At 43.3% G+C, this 17685-nt stretch carries 19 protein-coding genes; all 19 read left to right on the top strand.

Translation table 11 applies throughout. The features are described from left to right. Nucleotides 1–47 precede the first annotated feature (47 nt). The 19 genes from rplS (at nt 48) to fliF (ending at nt 17678) form a co-directional block, all read left to right on the top strand. On the top strand, nt 48–392 hold the full coding sequence (gene rplS, locus ACFODW_RS17535) for a 50S ribosomal protein L19 (protein WP_390308144.1): 345 nt from the start codon (nt 48–50) through the stop codon (nt 390–392). A 162-nt stretch (nt 393–554) separates the two neighbouring features. Next, complete coding sequence (lepB, locus tag ACFODW_RS17530) at nt 555–1112, top strand: signal peptidase I (protein ID WP_390308142.1); 558 nt, start codon at nt 555–557, stop codon at nt 1110–1112. An 8-nt stretch (nt 1113–1120) separates the two neighbouring features. Next, nucleotides 1121–1963, top strand: a complete 843-nt coding sequence (ylqF, locus tag ACFODW_RS17525; RefSeq protein ID WP_390308140.1) for a ribosome biogenesis GTPase YlqF — start codon at nt 1121–1123, stop codon at nt 1961–1963. A 90-nt stretch (nt 1964–2053) separates the two neighbouring features. Next, entirely contained in the window at nt 2054–2824 is a 771-nt protein-coding gene (locus ACFODW_RS17520) for a ribonuclease HII (protein WP_390308139.1), read from the top strand. Between the two features lie 18 nt (nt 2825–2842). Continuing rightward, nucleotides 2843–4165 (top strand): hypothetical protein, encoded by a 1323-nt coding sequence (locus tag ACFODW_RS17515; RefSeq protein WP_390308138.1) that lies wholly within the window; start codon nt 2843–2845, stop codon nt 4163–4165. Beyond that, nucleotides 4162–4443, top strand: coding sequence for an EscU/YscU/HrcU family type III secretion system export apparatus switch protein (locus ACFODW_RS17510; RefSeq protein WP_390308136.1), 282 nt, complete (start codon nt 4162–4164; stop codon nt 4441–4443). The genes ACFODW_RS17515 and ACFODW_RS17510 overlap by 4 nt, the downstream gene beginning before the upstream one ends. A 93-nt stretch (nt 4444–4536) precedes the next feature. Continuing rightward, entirely contained in the window at nt 4537–5697 is a 1161-nt protein-coding gene (gene sucC / locus ACFODW_RS17505; RefSeq protein WP_390308134.1) for an ADP-forming succinate--CoA ligase subunit beta, read from the top strand. Between the two features lie 61 nt (nt 5698–5758). Beyond that, the gene (sucD, locus tag ACFODW_RS17500) at nt 5759–6661 is read left to right on the top strand and encodes a succinate--CoA ligase subunit alpha (RefSeq protein ID WP_390308133.1); all 903 of its coding nucleotides are present in this window, start codon (nt 5759–5761) and stop codon (nt 6659–6661) included. Nucleotides 6662–6736: 75 nt separating this feature from the next. Further along, nucleotides 6737–7633, top strand: a complete 897-nt coding sequence (dprA, locus tag ACFODW_RS17495) for a DNA-processing protein DprA (RefSeq protein WP_390308131.1) — start codon at nt 6737–6739, stop codon at nt 7631–7633. 125 nt (nt 7634–7758) lie between these two features. Beyond that, nucleotides 7759–9837: a type I DNA topoisomerase gene (gene topA, locus ACFODW_RS17490; RefSeq protein ID WP_390308129.1), complete on the top strand. Its 2079-nt coding sequence runs from the start codon at nt 7759–7761 to the stop codon at nt 9835–9837. 105 nt (nt 9838–9942) lie between these two features. Then, nucleotides 9943–10257: a hypothetical protein gene (locus ACFODW_RS17485; RefSeq protein ID WP_390308128.1), complete on the top strand. Its 315-nt coding sequence runs from the start codon at nt 9943–9945 to the stop codon at nt 10255–10257. Between the two features lie 298 nt (nt 10258–10555). Then, nucleotides 10556–11488, top strand: a complete 933-nt coding sequence (xerC, locus tag ACFODW_RS17480) for a tyrosine recombinase XerC (RefSeq protein WP_390308126.1) — start codon at nt 10556–10558, stop codon at nt 11486–11488. A gap of 30 nt (nt 11489–11518) precedes the next feature. Further along, nucleotides 11519–12064: an ATP-dependent protease subunit HslV gene (hslV, locus tag ACFODW_RS17475; protein WP_390308125.1), complete on the top strand. Its 546-nt coding sequence runs from the start codon at nt 11519–11521 to the stop codon at nt 12062–12064. A gap of 20 nt (nt 12065–12084) precedes the next feature. Next, nucleotides 12085–13479: an HslU--HslV peptidase ATPase subunit gene (hslU, locus tag ACFODW_RS17470; protein WP_390308123.1), complete on the top strand. Its 1395-nt coding sequence runs from the start codon at nt 12085–12087 to the stop codon at nt 13477–13479. 26 nt (nt 13480–13505) lie between these two features. Continuing rightward, nucleotides 13506–14285 (top strand): GTP-sensing pleiotropic transcriptional regulator CodY, encoded by a 780-nt coding sequence (gene codY, locus ACFODW_RS17465; RefSeq protein WP_390308122.1) that lies wholly within the window; start codon nt 13506–13508, stop codon nt 14283–14285. Nucleotides 14286–14842: 557 nt separating this feature from the next. Beyond that, entirely contained in the window at nt 14843–15238 is a 396-nt protein-coding gene (flgB, locus tag ACFODW_RS17460; RefSeq protein ID WP_390308121.1) for a flagellar basal body rod protein FlgB, read from the top strand. A 1-nt stretch (nt 15239) separates the two neighbouring features. Beyond that, nucleotides 15240–15692: a flagellar basal body rod protein FlgC gene (gene flgC, locus ACFODW_RS17455; protein ID WP_390308120.1), complete on the top strand. Its 453-nt coding sequence runs from the start codon at nt 15240–15242 to the stop codon at nt 15690–15692. A gap of 22 nt (nt 15693–15714) precedes the next feature. Further along, a complete protein-coding gene (fliE, locus tag ACFODW_RS17450; protein ID WP_390308119.1) occupies nt 15715–16017 on the top strand; it encodes a flagellar hook-basal body complex protein FliE in 303 nt (100 codons plus the stop codon). A gap of 65 nt (nt 16018–16082) precedes the next feature. After that, the gene (fliF, locus tag ACFODW_RS17445; protein ID WP_390308118.1) at nt 16083–17678 is read left to right on the top strand and encodes a flagellar basal-body MS-ring/collar protein FliF; all 1596 of its coding nucleotides are present in this window, start codon (nt 16083–16085) and stop codon (nt 17676–17678) included. Nucleotides 17679–17685: the final 7 nt, after the last annotated feature.

Here is a 17685-nt window from a genome sequence, read left to right as displayed (position 1 = left end):
CTGTTCCCTAGAGAAGCATGAGCATTGGTTTGGAAGGAGTGAAACAAATGCAAAATCTTATTGCAGACATCACAAAAGATCAGCTTCGTACGGACCATCCTGACTTTCGTCCTGGTGATACCTTGAAGGTTCACGTGAAAGTTGTAGAGGGTACCCGCGAACGTATCCAGGTGTTTGAAGGTGTTGTCATCAAACGCCAGAACGGTGGGATCAGTGAAACATTCACAGTGAGAAAAATTTCTTACGGTGTTGGTGTGGAGCGTACTTTCCCATTGCACTCGCCTCGGATTGATAAGATTGAAGTAACCCGCCGTGGTCGTGTACGTCGTGCGAAACTGTACTATCTGCGTAATCTTCGCGGAAAAGCAGCTCGTATTAAAGAACGTCGCTAATCCATGTAATTTGATAAAAATTGCGGAAGGGAAGGAGCTTGTTCATACATATGCACAAGCTCCTTTTTGTATACTTAGACAGAATGAAAAAAGTTGAATGAAGACAGATTGCTGGATTACAATATATGAGAGAGAGAATATGCAGGTGCCGGAGGGGAACACATGGCAAACAAAGAAAAGAATGGGAAGAGCGACTGGTTTGACTGGGTAAAGGCATTACTGATAGCATTCGGTCTGGCATTTATAGTTCGGATGTTCTTCTTTGCCCCGATCGTGGTAGATGGACCATCCATGCTGCCAACATTGGAGAATGGGGATCAAATGATCGTCAATAAATTTATTTACCAGGTGAGCGAACCAGAACGGTTTGATATTGTAGTATTCCATGCCTCAGCCCAGCAGGATTTCATCAAGCGTGTCATCGGGCTGCCGGGGGAACATGTCGCATACGAGGACAATGTATTATATATAGATGGAGAGCCAGTAGAGGAACCGTTCATGGAAGGGAAAGGGTATCAGCAGCATACAACCGACTTTACCTTGGAAAACCTCCCAGGTAATCATGAAACTGTCCCGGAAGGCCATTTATTCGTTTTAGGGGACAACCGAGGCAATTCTACTGACAGCCGCATGCTCGGAGTAATTCCCATGGAGGAAATCGTCGGCGAAGCAAGCTTGATCTATTGGCCTCCGGAGCGAATACAACTAGTCGGAGAGTAGGGTGAAACATGGCTATACAATGGTTTCCTGGCCATATGGCAAAAGCCAGGCGGGAAGTGGAAGAAAAATTAAAACTCGTTGATTTTGTAATGGAGCTGGTTGACGCCAGAACTCCATTGTCTTCACAGAATCCAATGCTGCAGCAAGTACTGCAAAATAAACCGAAGATGATAATAATGATGAAAAAAGATCTGGCGGACCCTCAGCAGACAGATCGGTGGATTGCCAGCTTCGAGAGTCAAGGCATACCCGCTATCGCGGTAGATGTCAATCAAAAAGCCGACGTTCAGCGAGTAATACAGCTGGCGAAGGAAATGGGCCAGGAAAAAATGGAAAAACTGAAGAGAAAAGGTATTCAGCCCCGGCCAGCCAGGGCCATGATTGTGGGGATTCCCAACGTGGGAAAATCAACGCTGATCAACCGGCTGGCAAAGAAAAAAATTGCAAAAACAGGGGATAAGCCTGGAGTTACTAAACAGCAGCTATGGATTAAAGTCAAAAAGGATTTTGAGCTGCTTGACACCCCGGGAATTCTGTGGACGAAGTTTGAAGATGAACAGGTAGGTTATCGGCTTGCCGCTATCGGGACGATCAAGGATCAGTTGCTTTCCCTTCAGGATATCACTGCTTTTGTTATAAATTATATGCAGGACTCCTATCCCGGTTCACTTCAGGAAAGGTATCAGATCGAAGAGGACATGGAGGATATGTGGGAGATCTTTACCTCTATCGGCAGGCAGAGGGGTGCCCTGGAAAGCGGCGGCAATGTGAATTTTGATAAAGTGGCGGACATTGTGCTGAGAGACCTCCGGACGGGCAGGCTCGGAAGAGTAACATTGGAAACCGTATAAACTTGCAGGCATGCATCTTTGATGGGTGCCTGTTTTATTTTTCTTGATTATACATATAAATCAACCGATATAGAGAAAGACAGGTGCGATATGGAGAAACAACCGATACGTGTATTGAAGGAGTTATTAAAGAGTGGAGAGTTGGATGAGCAGGATGTCAATGAACTCAAAAAAGATGAAAGAAAAGGTGTTCAAAGCCTGGTGAAGGCCTATGAGAAAGAAAAAAGGATGAAGAAACAGCTGGAGGATAACTTTCGTGAGATGGGAATATTTGAAAGAGAGGCTCGCCTGGCTGGAAAAACGTACATAGCAGGAATCGATGAAGCCGGAAGAGGCCCTCTTGCTGGTCCGGTTGTGGCGGCAGCCGTAATTCTCCCAGCGGATTTTAAATTGCTTGGATTGAATGATTCCAAGCAATTAAGCGAAACATCGAGAAAACGGTTTTGCGGGATGATCAAAGAACAGGCAGTAAGTTATGGCATTTCTATTATCAATAACGAAAGAATCGATGAAATTAATATCCACGAAGCAGGAAAGCAGGCCATGCTTGAAGCGGTATCCAAACTTGACCCAAAACCTGATCATCTTTTAATCGATGCATTAGAGTTAGACGGTCTGCCCTGCAGTTCAGAATCCATCATTAAAGGGGATAGCAAAAGTATCTCCATTGCAGCTGCCAGTATACTAGCAAAAGTGACAAGAGATGAAAGGATGAAAGAGCTTCATCAGGAATATCCGATGTATGACTTCGCCTCCAATATGGGATATGGGACCAAGAGCCATATGGAAAGCCTGAGACGGAACGGCAGTTCTCCCTATCATCGAAAATCCTTTGCCCCCGTTAGAAATGTTATAGAATAAAACAAGGAGGTCAGCCGATTGAATATCCATCAGACAAACCTGGTCAGTTCCCCCCATGCAGTGGAAAACCCGCTGAAGAATCTCAGAACCGGTCAGATAGTCCGCGGCCAGGTCCGCCAATTGATTCCCAACCAGATGGCCCAAATTCAATTGGGAAAACAGTCGGTGGTTGCACAATTGGAAATACCACTGACATTAGGAGCAAGCTATCATTTCCAAGTAAAGGCAGCAGAAGAACATATCCATTTTAAAGTTATAGGGGACAGGCTGGGAAGGGATGAAAAGGCTAATACCTTGTCTTTACTGAACAAAATGGGGGTAAAAGCATCCAATCAGGCCGTAGACTTCCTAGCTAGTATGATACATAAGAGAATCCCATTTACGGAAAGCCAGCTGAAAGAAGCGCTTTCTCTGTTGGATAAAGCAAATGGTTCCCCGAAGGCAGCGGAAGTCCTTCGGGGAATGCTGGAAAAGGGCATTCCTGTCAGTGAAGCAGTGTTCTCTGCTTTGCTCGGTAAAAGAACACAGGGCAGCTTAAACAGTCTCTTGCAGTCCGTATTACGCGAAATTGGAGAGGAAAAAAGTTTGCGACAACTTTACCTGGCTCTAAGTCATTTGACAGGGAGTGCCACTAAAGGATCCCGGCAGGTAAACCAACCTTCTCTAACCGGGCGGGAGCTATCGCATAACATCAATCCATCACCAGATACAGGGAAACCTTTTCTTTCTGCTGCCATTAAAGAACAGTTCATCAGCCATCTACAGCAAACCATAAAAGCTATTGGGCTGGATTATGAATATTCACTGGCCCAGGGCAGGGATACGGAATCAATTAAATCGATGCTATTGTCCATACAGCAAAGCGGCCAAAATACCGGCATGAGGAAGGATAGTCTGCAACAGCTTCTGCACTACATTACTGGTATGCAACTGGAGTCTGTAGTAGAAAATGGCCCTTTTATCCATTCCCAACTGCAAGTACCGGCGGAAAAACTGGGATTAAAGAATGATATAAACCTTCATTTTGAGGGAAGGAGGAAAAAGGATGGCGAGATAGACCCTGACCATTGCAGAGTTCTCTTTCAACTAGAATTGGAACATTTAAAGCAGACCATGATTGATATACATATCCAAAAGAGGAGGCTGTTGATGGTTGTCTACAACGATAATTATGAACAGCTGGAAAACTTAACTGAGGCGCTCCGGCCTATATTGAAGAGCGGTCTGGCAGGTGTTGAATATCAGCTTGATTCAGTTTCTTTCAAACCACTGGCAAAAGAAGAGGAAAATAGGCAGAAGGAACAAATAAACCCCTATAGAGGAGTAGATTACCGTATATGAAAGATTACAGGAAGCAGGCTGCCGCTCTCCGTTATAATCAATCAAAAGACCATGCACCTTCCGTATCGGCGGTGGGAAAAGGGCTGACAGCTGAAAATATCATCCAAAAAGCCAAAGAGAACAATGTACCGGTAGTGGAAGATAGCACGCTTGTCGGATTATTGTCCGAGTTGAATATCAATGAGACGGTTCCAGAGGAATTGTACCAGGCAGTAGCAGAAGTTTTCGCTTTTATATATCGAACAGATCAGGAAATGAGCCGAAAAAAAGAATCCTGACAGATTTATGACAATTTATTTTTTCAATAAGTTGTGAAATATGCAGTTTTTTTATACAATAGGAATGCATGAACATTGATAGGAGGATTTAAGATGAATATTCATGAATATCAAGGCAAAGATATTTTGCGAGAATTTGGTGTAAACGTTCCCAATGGATACGTTGCACATAGTGTGGATGAAGCCGTGGAAGCAGCCGAAAAGCTCGGCAGTGCCGTCACAGTAGTAAAAGCACAGATTCATGCCGGTGGACGCGGTAAGGCCGGCGGTGTCAAAATTGCGAAGAACCTGGATGAGGTTCGTACATACGCGGATGAGATTCTGGGAAAGACGCTTGTGACCCACCAGACTGGGCCTGAGGGCAAAGAAGTTAAGCGCTTGCTAATTGAAGAGGGAAGCGACATAAAGAAAGAGTACTATGTCGGTGTTGTACTTGATCGAGCAACTTCCCGTGTAGTAATGATGGCCTCTGAAGAAGGTGGTACAGAAATTGAGGAAGTAGCTGCAGAAACGCCTGAGAAGATATTCCAAGAAGTGATCGATCCTGTGGTCGGCCTATTACCTTATCAGGCTCGCAGACTCGCATTCAACATCAATATTCCGGATGAACTGCTGGGACAAGCTGTCAAATTTATGACTGGTCTATACACGGCGTTTGTAGAAAAAGACTGTTCTATAGCGGAAATCAACCCATTGGTAACAACAGGCGATGGGGAAGTACTGGCGCTGGATGCCAAGTTGAACTTTGATGATAATGCATTGTTCCGTCAAAAAGACGTCCAGGAATTACGCGATCTGGATGAAGAGGATGAAAAAGAGATAGAAGCATCCAAGTATGACCTAAGTTATGTGGCACTCGATGGAAATATCGGCTGTATGGTCAATGGTGCAGGGCTTGCTATGTCTACGATGGATATCATTAAGCATTCCGGTGGAGAGCCCGCAAACTTCCTGGACGTTGGGGGCGGTGCGACTGCTGAGAAAGTAACAGAAGCTTTCAAGATCATTCTGTCAGATTCCAACGTGAAAGGGATCTTTGTCAATATTTTCGGCGGCATTATGAAATGTGATGTAATTGCTGAAGGTGTTGTGGAAGCAACTAAACAGGTTGGCCTGGATATCCCGCTTGTTGTACGTCTGGAAGGTACGAATGTGGAGATGGGCAAGAAGATACTTGACGAGTCTGGTTTGAATATTACAGCTGCAGGCTCGATGGCTGATGGCGCCGAGAAGATCGTTTCTATGGTGAAATAATATCTATTCTATGAAATATTATCGATAAACTGTACAGTTCATATAGAAAGGACGGACGGAAATGAGTATATATATCAATAAAGATACGAAAGTAATTGTCCAGGGGATAACTGGCGGTACTGCCAAATTCCATACGAAGCAAATGCTGGACTACGGCACTAAAATAGTTGGCGGTGTAACCCCTAAAAAAGGCGGGACAGAAGTGGAAGGGGTGCCTGTCTTTAATACTGTAAAAGATGCGGTGGATGAGACAGGTGCAACTGCATCCGTCATCTATGTGCCGGCTCCATTTGCAGCTGATGCAATCATTGAGGCTGCCGATGCTGAAATTGAACTCGTCATCTGTATCACGGAGCATATACCAGTAATGGATATGGTGAAAGTGAAACGTTACCTGGAAGGCAAGAAAACAAGACTTGTCGGTCCTAACTGTCCAGGTGTGATCACAGCAGATGAAACTAAAATCGGGATTATGCCTGGTTACATTCATAAAAAAGGGCATATTGGGGTAGTCTCCCGTTCCGGCACCCTCACATACGAAGCAGTACATCAACTCTCTGAAGAAGGGTATGGCCAAACAACTGCAGTCGGTATTGGAGGGGATCCTGTAAACGGCACCAACTTTATCGATGTATTGAAGGCTTTTAATGAGGATCCTGAGACGGAAGCAGTTGTGATGATTGGTGAAATTGGTGGAACAGCAGAAGAGGAAGCCGCAGAATGGGTGAAGGCCAATATGTCCAAACCTGTCGTCGGGTTTATCGGAGGTACTACTGCACCTCCTGGAAAGCGGATGGGTCATGCGGGTGCCATCATCTCCGGCGGAAAAGGTACTGCTGAAGAGAAAATCCGTGTTATGAACGAATGTGGCATTAAGGTTGCTGAAACCCCGGCAGTCATTGGTGAAACGATGATTGGTGTGCTTGAAGAAAAAGGATTAAAAGAAAAATGCAAAACTCATTAATACGTAATTACTGATGAAAACCGGGCCTGATAATAGGGTCCGGTTTATTATACTTATCTTAGGAAGGTGAATTACTTGAAACAATTTCGTAAAAAATTAATAGTGCTGCATCGCTGCAAAGGCATTACCAGAAAAACTATCCGAATGATATTAAAAAAAGATCCTTCATTAAATCTTCTTCCAACACTATCTCCTCAAGAAATATCCAATACATTTCCCCTAACTCAACCAAGAGCTGCACAACTTCATAGGGACTACCATAATGAACAACTATGGCAGCAAGTAGAGAGTGACGACCGGCACTATCAAATCATCACAATAGTTGACGAAATCTATCCCCCTATGATAAAACCAATAAAAGACCAGCCACTCGTATTGTACGCCTTGGGAAATGTTGAGCTGCTTAAGCATCACCCTTCCTTAAGCATCATCGGAACAAGAAATCCAACGGAAGAAGCAGCAGCCAAAATGAAGTTCATTATCCCCCCACTGTTGGAAAAGGACTGTCTGATTGTCAGCGGGATGGCCAAAGGCATCGACAGTTATGCCCACAGATTGGCACTTTATAATGGAGGGAAAACAATTGCTGTACTCGGCAGCGGCTTTCTCCATATCTATCCAAGGCAAAATGAAATTCTTTTTAAACAAATAGCAGAGAAAGGTCTCTTATTATCAGAGTATCCCCCGCATACTCCACCAAGTAAGTTTCACTTCCCCGAAAGAAACCGGATTATTAGCGGTTTAAGTTATGGAACATTGGTAATAGAAGCAACGGAGAGAAGCGGAACATTGATCACCGTGGGACAGGCTTTAGATCAGGGCAGGGAAGTATACGCGATGCCAGGGTCCCCATTGCATCCTCAATCCAGTGGATGTAATAGAATGATCCAAGATGGAGCTAAATTGGTGATGGAGCCGAATGACATACTGGAAGATTGGGAAACTCTTGGAAAGAATCTTTCCAATCTATAAGTATATGGAAAGCGCTATCATAGTTGGGCATTTTTTCACATATGTTTGACAAAAGCTTCGTATCTATTTAGTATTAGTGACGATTTATAATTTTTTATTGCAACCTCATTTTGGGAGGAAAGATCATGTCAGATTATCTGGTAATCGTTGAGTCGCCGGCAAAGGCGAAAACGATTGAACGATATTTAGGAAAAAAATATAAAGTAAAAGCATCGATGGGGCATATTCGGGACCTGCCGAAAAGCCAAATGGCTGTTGATGTTGAAAATGAATATAAACCAAAATATATAACAATCCGCGGGAAGGGAGATATCCTGAAGGAACTCCGATCCGCGGCAAAAAAAGCTAAAAAAATCTACCTTGCTGCCGACCCCGATAGAGAAGGGGAAGCAATTGCATGGCATCTGGCCCATATACTTAATATTGATGAGAATTCTAAATGCCGGGTCGTTTTCAATGAAATTACAAAGGATGCCGTCAAGGAATCATTTAAACATCCCCGCTCGATAGATGAAGGACTTGTTGATGCACAGCAGGCCAGAAGAATTCTTGATCGGCTGGTGGGATATAATATCAGCCCACTATTATGGAAGAAAGTGAAAAAGGGATTAAGTGCCGGACGTGTACAATCGGTAGCCCTGAAAATGATTATTGACCGGGAAAAGGAAATTGAAAACTTTAAGCCGGAAGAATACTGGTCCATCGATGCCGACTTCCTTAAAGACAAAGAACCGTTCAAAGGTACATTCTACGGTGTGAATGGGAAGAAAAAGGAACTGAAAACAGAGGCTGATGTCAAGGAAATAACCAGCCAGTTGGACTCAAATGGATTTTTGGTGGACAAAGTCAAAAAGCGGGAGAGAAAGAGGAATCCGGCACAGCCGTTTATCACCTCTTCCTTGCAGCAGGAAGCAGCAAGAAAGTTGAATTTCCGGGCGAAAAAAACCATGATGGTTGCCCAGCAATTATATGAAGGAATAGACTTAGGAAAGAAAGCAGGCGGAACCACTGGTCTTATAACTTATATGCGTACCGACTCCACCCGGATTTCTGAAACCGCCAAAGAAGAAGCTAAAACATATATTGAAGAGAAATACGGTAAAGAATTTCTTGGCGGAAATAAAGCAGTTAAAAATAGCGAGGGCGCCCAGGATGCCCATGAGGCTATCCGCCCCACGTCAGCGTTAAGGGATCCTAAATCATTAAAAGACAATCTTTCCAGAGATCAATACCGATTATACAAGTTGATTTGGGAACGGTTTTTAGCAAGTCAAATGGCTCCTGCAGTAATGGATACCATGACGGTGCATTTGACAAATAACGGAGTAGAATTCCGAGCTACCGGTTCCAAGATAAAATTCAAAGGGTTTATGAAAGTCTACGTAGAAGGTAACGATGACAATAAAAAAGAAGAAGATAAGCTGCTTCCTGAACTGGAAGAAGGGATGACGGTAAAAGCGGAGGAAATCAAGCCGAATCAGCATTTTACCCAGCCACCTCCAAGGTATACAGAAGCAAGGCTGGTTCGAACCTTGGAAGAACTGGGAATTGGCCGCCCTTCCACTTATGCTCCTACATTGGACACTATCCAGCGCAGAGGATATGTAAGTATTGATAATAAGCGTTTTCTTCCTACAGAATTAGGAACCATCGTGAGCGGACTGGTTGAAGAGTTCTTTCCAGAAATTATCAGTGTGGAGTTCACAGCGAAAATGGAAGAGGATCTGGATTCAATCGAAGAAGGTAAGAGTCAGTGGATAAAGGTTATTGACAATTTTTACCAAGGCTTCAGCAAACGTCTAGAGACCGCAGAGAAGGAAATGGAAAAGGTAGAAATCAAAGACGAGCCTGCCGGAATAGATTGTGAAGAATGCGGGCATGAAATGGTCTATAAAATGGGCCGTTATGGCAAGTTTCTTGCATGTTCGAACTTCCCAGACTGCAGAAACACCAAGCCTATTCTTAAAGAAATAGGTGTTAAATGCCCCAAGTGCAAGGAAGGAAACATTGTAGAACGGAAATCCAAGAAACGCCGTACGTTCTATGGTTGTGATCAGTTTCCTGATTGTGACTTTGTTTCGTGGGATAAACCTATTTCTCGTCCATGCCCGAAATGTGATTCTCTGCTTGTAGAAAAAAGGAAGAAGAAAGAGACACAGATTCAATGTACTAATTGTGATTATGAAGAAAGTGCACAAAGCTAAAAAGCTGCCCGCTATGCCGGGCGGCTTTTCTATTTTCCCTTAGCGTATGTACTTGGTTTTATTAATAGATATTGGGGAACAAGTTAGATAAAGGAGGGGATAATGTTGGCTGAAAAAAAGTACTATTATGTAACAGTGGATACAGAAGAAGTTCGCGAGGTGTCCGTTCCTGACAGCGGAATAGAATTTGAGATCTATGCAACAGAAGGTCAAGTTGAAGAATTAAGGCAGCTTTTTATAAAAAGGAATAAGCGGGCGGTGGATGCATCCAATTATGTCCATAAGCCATTTGATGAATGGGGGGCAGATGAGGAAAGGGCCTCTTATGACAAATACATGGTAGAAATATACCGGAAAGTATATGAGTTGGGAACAGCAAGGACAAAAGAAAAAATTAATGAATTAGGAATAATAAACTAACTACTTGGCAATAACGTTATTAGTATCTTTTCACAAATTTTTCACAGACATCAATTTTTCAAACATGTAGAATTGCAGTTTGTTGACTATTCATTTTGAAACAGATATAATTACGCATTGGTAAGGCAACCTACTTGACACCTTGAGAAGATTTTCTGACTCTTTCATGATTTATAGGAAAATTTAGAAAAGTTTGTTCAACTTGCGGAGTTATATGGTATAATTAAAAAGGTTGAAGTTGTTTCAGAATTTTATTGCAATTTTGTTAAATCTGTTGCGCCAGTATAACTAGTGTGATATGATTTATTGGCTAATTGAGGTGGAACGTTTGGAAAATTACATGGAGGCATCCGATCTATTTGTTGAGTACCTGCAAATAGAGAAAAATGCCTCGCCTTATACTGTGAAATATTATCAGAATGATCTGGAAACGTTCTTTAAGTTTTTGGCTGAAGAGGTAATAGATGATCTGAAGATGGTGGACTACCGGGTAGTTCGGCTGTTTCTTACTAGACTATATGATCGCCGGTTAAGCAGGAGGTCCGTGTCTAGGAAAATATCCTCTTTGAGAGGGTTTTATGATTTTCTGCAGCGGGAAGATCTGGTTGCCAGCAATCCGTTCAAGTATGTAAGTCTTCCGAAACAAGATAAGCCAATTCCGGGTTTCCTTTACCTTGAGGAATTGGAGAAGTTGTTTGAGGTCAGTGACTTGGAGGATCCGTTGGGTCAAAGAAACCAGGCCATATTGGAAGTGCTTTATGCCACAGGGATGCGGGTGAGCGAGTGTCGCGACCTTCTACTTTCCTATGTGGATTTCACAATTGGGACCATGTTTGTTAAGGGAAAAGGCAGAAAGGAACGCTATGTTCCATTTGGCAGTTTTGCTTCAGCTGCCTTGGATACTTACATAAGGGATGGAAGGGAAAAGTTGCTGAAGAAGGCCGGAAGCACATCCGATTCTGTTTTTCTTAATGCCCGAGGAAGGCCGCTGACCGATCGGGGAATACGGCTGATACTGAATAAGCTGGTGGACCAGGCAGCTTTAACGATACATGTCCATCCGCATAAACTCCGACATACCTTCGCAACACATATGCTGAATGAAGGTGCAGACCTGAGAACTGTCCAGGAGCTGTTAGGGCATGAGAATCTGTCATCTACACAGATTTATACACACGTATCTAAAAATCATTTGCGGGATGTATATCTAAACAGCCATCCTCGTGCATAGAAGGTAATAAGAGTTGAAGGGGTGATGTGATTGGCAAATGAGATGCATGCAACCACTATTTTTGCTATCAGGCATAAAGGTCAATGTGCGATGAGTGGAGACGGACAGGTGACATTGGGCAATTCCGTGGTAATGAAACATAAAGCGAAGAAAGTAAGGACTCTGTACAATGGTCAGGTTCTTGCAGGATTTGCGGGTTCGGTGGCTGATGCGTTCACTCTTTTTGAGAAGTTCGAAGCGAAGCTCGAGACATACAACGGAAAGCTGACCAGGGCCTCTGTCGAGCTGGCCAAGGAATGGAGAAGCGATAAAGTTCTCCGTAAGTTGGAGGCAATGCTGATTGTTCTCAATAAAGAGAAGATGTTTCTTCTGTCAGGTACAGGAGAAGTCATTGAGCCTGATGATGGTATTCTTGCCATCGGCTCCGGTGGGAACTTTGCCTTAAGTGCGGGAAGGGCTCTGACGAGGTATTCAAGTGAACTTTCCGCCAAGGAGATTGCGCGTGCTGCATTGGAAACAGCAGGTGAGATCTGTGTGTTTACAAATGACCATATAACCCTAGAGGTGCTTGATTGATAAGGAGGCCTGATTCAGGTATGGGAATCAACTATACTCCGAAACAAATAGTGGAGCAATTGGATAAATATATTATCGGCCAGAACAAGGCAAAGAAGTCTGTTGCAGTAGCTCTACGCAATCGATATCGCAGAATGCAGCTGGAAGAGTCGATTAAAGAGGAAATCGTTCCGAAAAACATTCTGATGATCGGTCCCACCGGAGTGGGGAAAACAGAAATTGCGAGAAGGCTTGCGAAAATGGCAGGTGCACCTTTTGTAAAAGTGGAAGCGACCAAATTTACGGAAGTCGGTTACGTAGGCCGTGATGTGGAATCCATGGTTCGGGACCTCGTCGAGATGTCTGTCCGGATGGTGAAGGAAGAAAAGATGGAAGAGGTCAAAGGGAAGGCGGAAGAAGCTGCGAATAAGAAGCTTGTTGAGTTGCTGGTCCCGCAGGCAAAAAAACAACATAACGTTAAAAACCCTTTTGAAATGCTGTTCTCCGCCCAGGATGGAGAAGAGGACGGCCGGACGGCAGATGGAAAAGATGACGAGATCCGCAATAAACGGAAACGGGTGGAGCACCAGCTTGCATTGGGCGAACTGGAGGACCATATGGTCACCGTCGAAATCGAGGATGTTCCGCCATCCATGTTTGATATGCTACAGGGCTCGGGTATGGAACAAATGGGCATGAACATGCAGGATGTATTCGGTCAGTTCATGCCTAAAAAGAAAAAGAGCCGAAAGCTTCCTGTTTCTGAAGCGAGAAAGGTTCTCACACAGCAGGAAGCTGGAAGATTGGTCGATATGGAAGAGGTTTCCCAAGAGGCAATTCAGCGGGCCGAACAGTCCGGCATCCTGTTTATCGACGAAATTGATAAAGTTGCGGTAAAGCAGGAAAGTTCAGCGAGTGTTTCTAGGGAAGGTGTACAACGGGATATCCTCCCGATTGTCGAGGGATCGACAGTTGTAACAAAACATGGACCTGTAAAAACAGATCATATGCTCTTTATTGCAGCCGGTGCCTTCCATATGGCAAAACCATCTGACCTTATACCGGAATTGCAGGGTAGATTCCCCATCCGTGTCGAACTTGAAAAATTAGCGGTGGAAGATTTTCAGAGAATCTTAAAGGAACCATCCAATGCGCTGCTGAAACAATATCAGGGTCTTCTGAAAACGGAAGGTATAAATGTCATTTTTACCGACGAAGCTATAGAGAGATTAGCAGAGGTTGCCTACGAGGTGAATCAAGAGACCGATAATATTGGTGCCCGAAGGCTTCATACCATTTTGGAAAAATTATTGGAAGATCTATCGTTTGAGGCTCCGGACATTAATATGGAAGAAATAAAAATCACCCCAGCTTATGTAGACGAAAAATTGAGCAACATTGTAAAAAATAAGGACTTAAGTCAATTTATACTATAATTCAATGAAATGAATGGAGGATAAAAATGGATTTATTACAACGCGCTAGGAAAATCAATGCAATGCTACAAGGAGCCACAGGAAAGTCGGTGAACTTCAATGATATGTCAGGTTCACTGAGAGATGTAATAAGAGGAAATGTTTATATTGTCAGCAGAAGAGGTAAATTGCTAGGTTACGCTATCAATCAGGAGATTGAAAATGAGCGGATGAAAAACATGCTGGAAGAAAGACGTTTTCCTGAGGAGTACATTCAAGGACTATCCAATATCCATGAAACTACTGCCAATTTGGATATTGATAGCCCACATACCGTTTTCCCTGAAGAAAACCGTGAGCTTTTCCAAAATGGCTTAACGACGATCGTACCAATCATCGGTGGCGGTGAACGTTTAGGGACTCTGGTCATCGGACGTATTAATGAAAGTTTCAATGATGATGATCTGCTGCTCGCTGAATACGGTGCTACTGTAGTAGGTATGGAGATTCTGCATGAAAAAACTGAAGAAATAGAAATGGAAGCACGGAGCAAAGCGGTAGTGCAAATGGCTATCAGTTCACTTTCTTACAGTGAATTGGAAGCAATTGACCATATCTTTGAAGAGCTTAATGGCAACGAAGGGCTATTGGTTGCAAGCAAGATCGCGGACCGCGTTGGAATTACTAGATCCGTCATTGTGAATGCTTTGAGAAAACTGGAAAGTGCCGGTGTTATTGAATCCCGTTCATTAGGTATGAAGGGAACATATATCAAGGTCCTTAACAATAAATTCCTAGTAGAGCTCGAGAAACTCCGCTCCAGATAAGTGCATAATTTTACTTCTTGAAAAAGGCCAGAGTCCTATCTCTGGCCTTTTTTTATGTAGAGAAAATGCAATACCTGCTTGGTTAGCAGAAGAGGCCTTATGCAGCCAGATTTCCTGCCATAATTCACCATCGTTTCAGATGTTTTTTGGCAACCCGAAATGCCCCTGGCTAAGGAATAAAGTTTCGGACTATCCCTCCCTTCTAAGGTTCATGGTTCAGCTGTCTTCTGTTGTTGTTAATAGCCAGTTATGTGCATAGATATCCGTCACCAGATGAATACAGTTCATGTATAGTTAACCAGCGTCTCTTTCATAGAAAATGCATTTTTTATATTGGAAAATGGAAAGGATGTAGACATTGTTGAATTTTAGCGATGTTTTTATTGAAAAAATTTAATTTTACGGTATAAAGTACCTAGGTAATTTTAACTGAAAAATTTTCCAAGAATGGAAAATGTCGAAAAAAGATAGACTTTAAAAAGGAAATAACTTACAATATTCGTAGCCATAGAGCAGTATATGACGGTTGTTTCAAAAAGCTTTAAGGAGGGATTTTAATGGACTTATTTGGTGGGACCATCCGTACACTCGAAGGTTCACTTGATTACGCTGCAACAAAAAATCGAACCATTGCCAGCAACATCGCAAATGCCGATACACCCAATTATAAGGCGAAAAAGACAGTATTCAGTGATATGTTGGAGACGGAACTGGCGGCTTCTCATGGAGCCAAACGGACGCATCCCAAACACTTTCAATTTTCTGAGGGAGAAGCTTCATCTTACCGGGTTCTTACTGACCGGAGCACTCTATTTAATCATAATGGAAATAATGTAGATTTAGATAAAGAGATGGCGGAACTCGCTAAGAACCAGATATATTATCAAGGGTTGACCGACCGGATCAACGGCAAGTTCAGCAGCCTGCAAAAGGTTATAAGAGGAGGTAATTAAATTGTCATTATTCAATGGAATGAATATTAGCGCCAGCGCATTAACCGCCCAGCGCCTCCGCATGGATGTGGTCTCCAGTAATATTGCCAATGCACAAAGCACCCGGGCGACGGTGAATGAGGCAGGAGAATATGAACCCTACAGAAGAAAGATGGTAAATGTAAGGCCTCAGCAGGGAGGATTCGATTCATTTTTACAAAAGGCGGCAGGGAACAGCAATAAGGGCGGAGGAGTAGAGGTAAGTGCTATCGTGGAAGATGAGCAGCCATTCAAGCTTCAATACAACCCTAGTCATCCTGACGCCAATGAAGATGGTTATGTAGCAATGCCGAATGTAGATCCGTTACAGGAAATGGTAGATATGATGAGTGCTACAAGATCATATGAAGCGAATATTACCTCATTGAATGCAACTAAGAGCATGATGATGAAAGCATTGGAAATTGGCAAATAACTAAATAAGGAGTTTTCAAAGAATGGATATAAGAATTGGTTCAACACCTCAGCCTCTATCCAATTCTCCGATAAATAGAACCCCTGTTTCACCCGGAGAAGCGCAGAACAAATTTGCTGACACTTTGAAGTCAGCAATAGAAGGTGTAAATGAATTGCAGATGGAGTCCGACAAGAAAACAGAAGCGCTTGCTCGGGGTGAAGTAAATAACCTTCACGATGTAATGATAGCATCTCAAAAATCCAGTATCGCTTTAGAAACCACTGTCCAGGTCCAGAAGAAAGTAATAGATGCGTATAACGAAATTATGCGTATGTCCATCTAAGGGAGAGTGACATCTATTCCTAGCAGGGACAGCAGCGACAAATTTTTCAGTTTGGCGGGGAAAAAATGAAAGAGAAAATGACAAAATGGAAAGATTCGGTTCAACAATATTGGACTAGCCGGACAAAAAGCCAAAAATCGGTTTTTATTGGGTCGGCAGCTATCCTTATCCTACTAATAGCAACCATAGCCTTCTTTACTACCGATTCTCGTCTTGTTCCTTTATATAATGACTTATCCATACAGGAAGTCGCACAGATAAAGACGGAATTGGATGCCCGAGGGATCCCTTATGAACTTGAAAATGGGGGAACAAGTATTACTGTTCCTGAAGAAAGGGTCGACAGTCTGCTGGTGGATCTTGCGGGACAGGGCATTCCGAATACGGGGAGTATTGATTACTCTTTCTTCAGTGAAAATACTTCTTGGGGAATCACAGACAACGAATTTAATATTATGAAGCTTGATGCAATGCAGACGGAATTGGCAAATTTGATGGCTGGCATAGAGGGGATTAACAGTGCTGAAGTAATGATTAATATGCCAGAGGAACAGGTGTTTGTCAGTGAAACTGCAGAGGAAGCAAGCGCATCTATTGTATTGAACACCCAACCGGGCTATCAATTTCAAGGCAATCAGATTGAATCGCTGTACCATTTGGTATCCAAGGCTGTTCCAAACCTTCCACCGGATAATATCGCAATCATGAATCAGTACTTCGAGTATTTTGACCGGAACCAGACAGCACAAGCCAATGGATCCCAGGACGTCCATTCCTATCAACAAACCGTGAAGCAGGATATAGAGAGGGATATCCAACGAAGGCTCCAGCAGATGCTCGGCGGCATGGTTGGAACGGAAAATGTGATAGTTTCTGTCACCTCTGATATTGATTTCACTCAAGAAAATCGTACAGAGGAACTTGTCGAACCGGTGGATCTTGAAAACATGGAAGGACTTCCAGTCAGCATTGAGACCATCCAAGAATCTTATACGGGTAACCCTCCAGCAGGCGGTATAGCCGGGAGTGGGGAAGAAGATATTGCCAATTACCCGGCCGAAGAACACGGCGGTGACGGTGAGTATGAATTGGACAAGGAAACTATTAACAACGAGTTCAACCGCATTAGGAAAGAGATTGTAGAAAGCCCCTATAAAATAAGAGACCTTGGCATTCAAGTGGCTGTAGACAGTACAAAAGAAACAGCCGGCAATAATATGGAATACTTATCGCAACAGGAACAGAATGCAGTGGAAGACGGCATTTCTTCTATCCTGGACTCCATCATAACCACATCGGTTGACGCAGGCTATGGCGAGGTGGTTCCGGAAGAGAAATTCTCTATTGTTTTCCAGGAATTCTCGGAAAACCCAGCGGATCCTGCTTCCGGCACGCCTGTAATTCCTGGCTGGGTTTATGTGACGGGTGCTGTACTGCTCATCATCCTTATTGTAATGGCGATATTACTTCTTCGCAGGCCTAAAGAAGATGATGAGTATATAGAAGAAGTATTTACTGAAGAAAGAGAAGAGCAGATTCCTGATATTCCTATAAAGCAGGATTCTGAAGCAGTTGCCCGGTTGAAGCAGCTTGAAAAAATGGCCGAGGATAAACCGGAAGACTTTGCGAAGCTGCTACGAAGCTGGATTGGTGAAGAATAGGAGGAAG

Source organism: Virgibacillus sediminis (assembly GCF_042643265.1).
GTDB lineage: Bacteria > Bacillota > Bacilli > Bacillales > Amphibacillaceae > Virgibacillus_O > Virgibacillus_O sediminis.
Note: the sequence above shows the minus strand (reverse complement) of the source record. Positions and strands in the feature narration are given on the sequence as shown.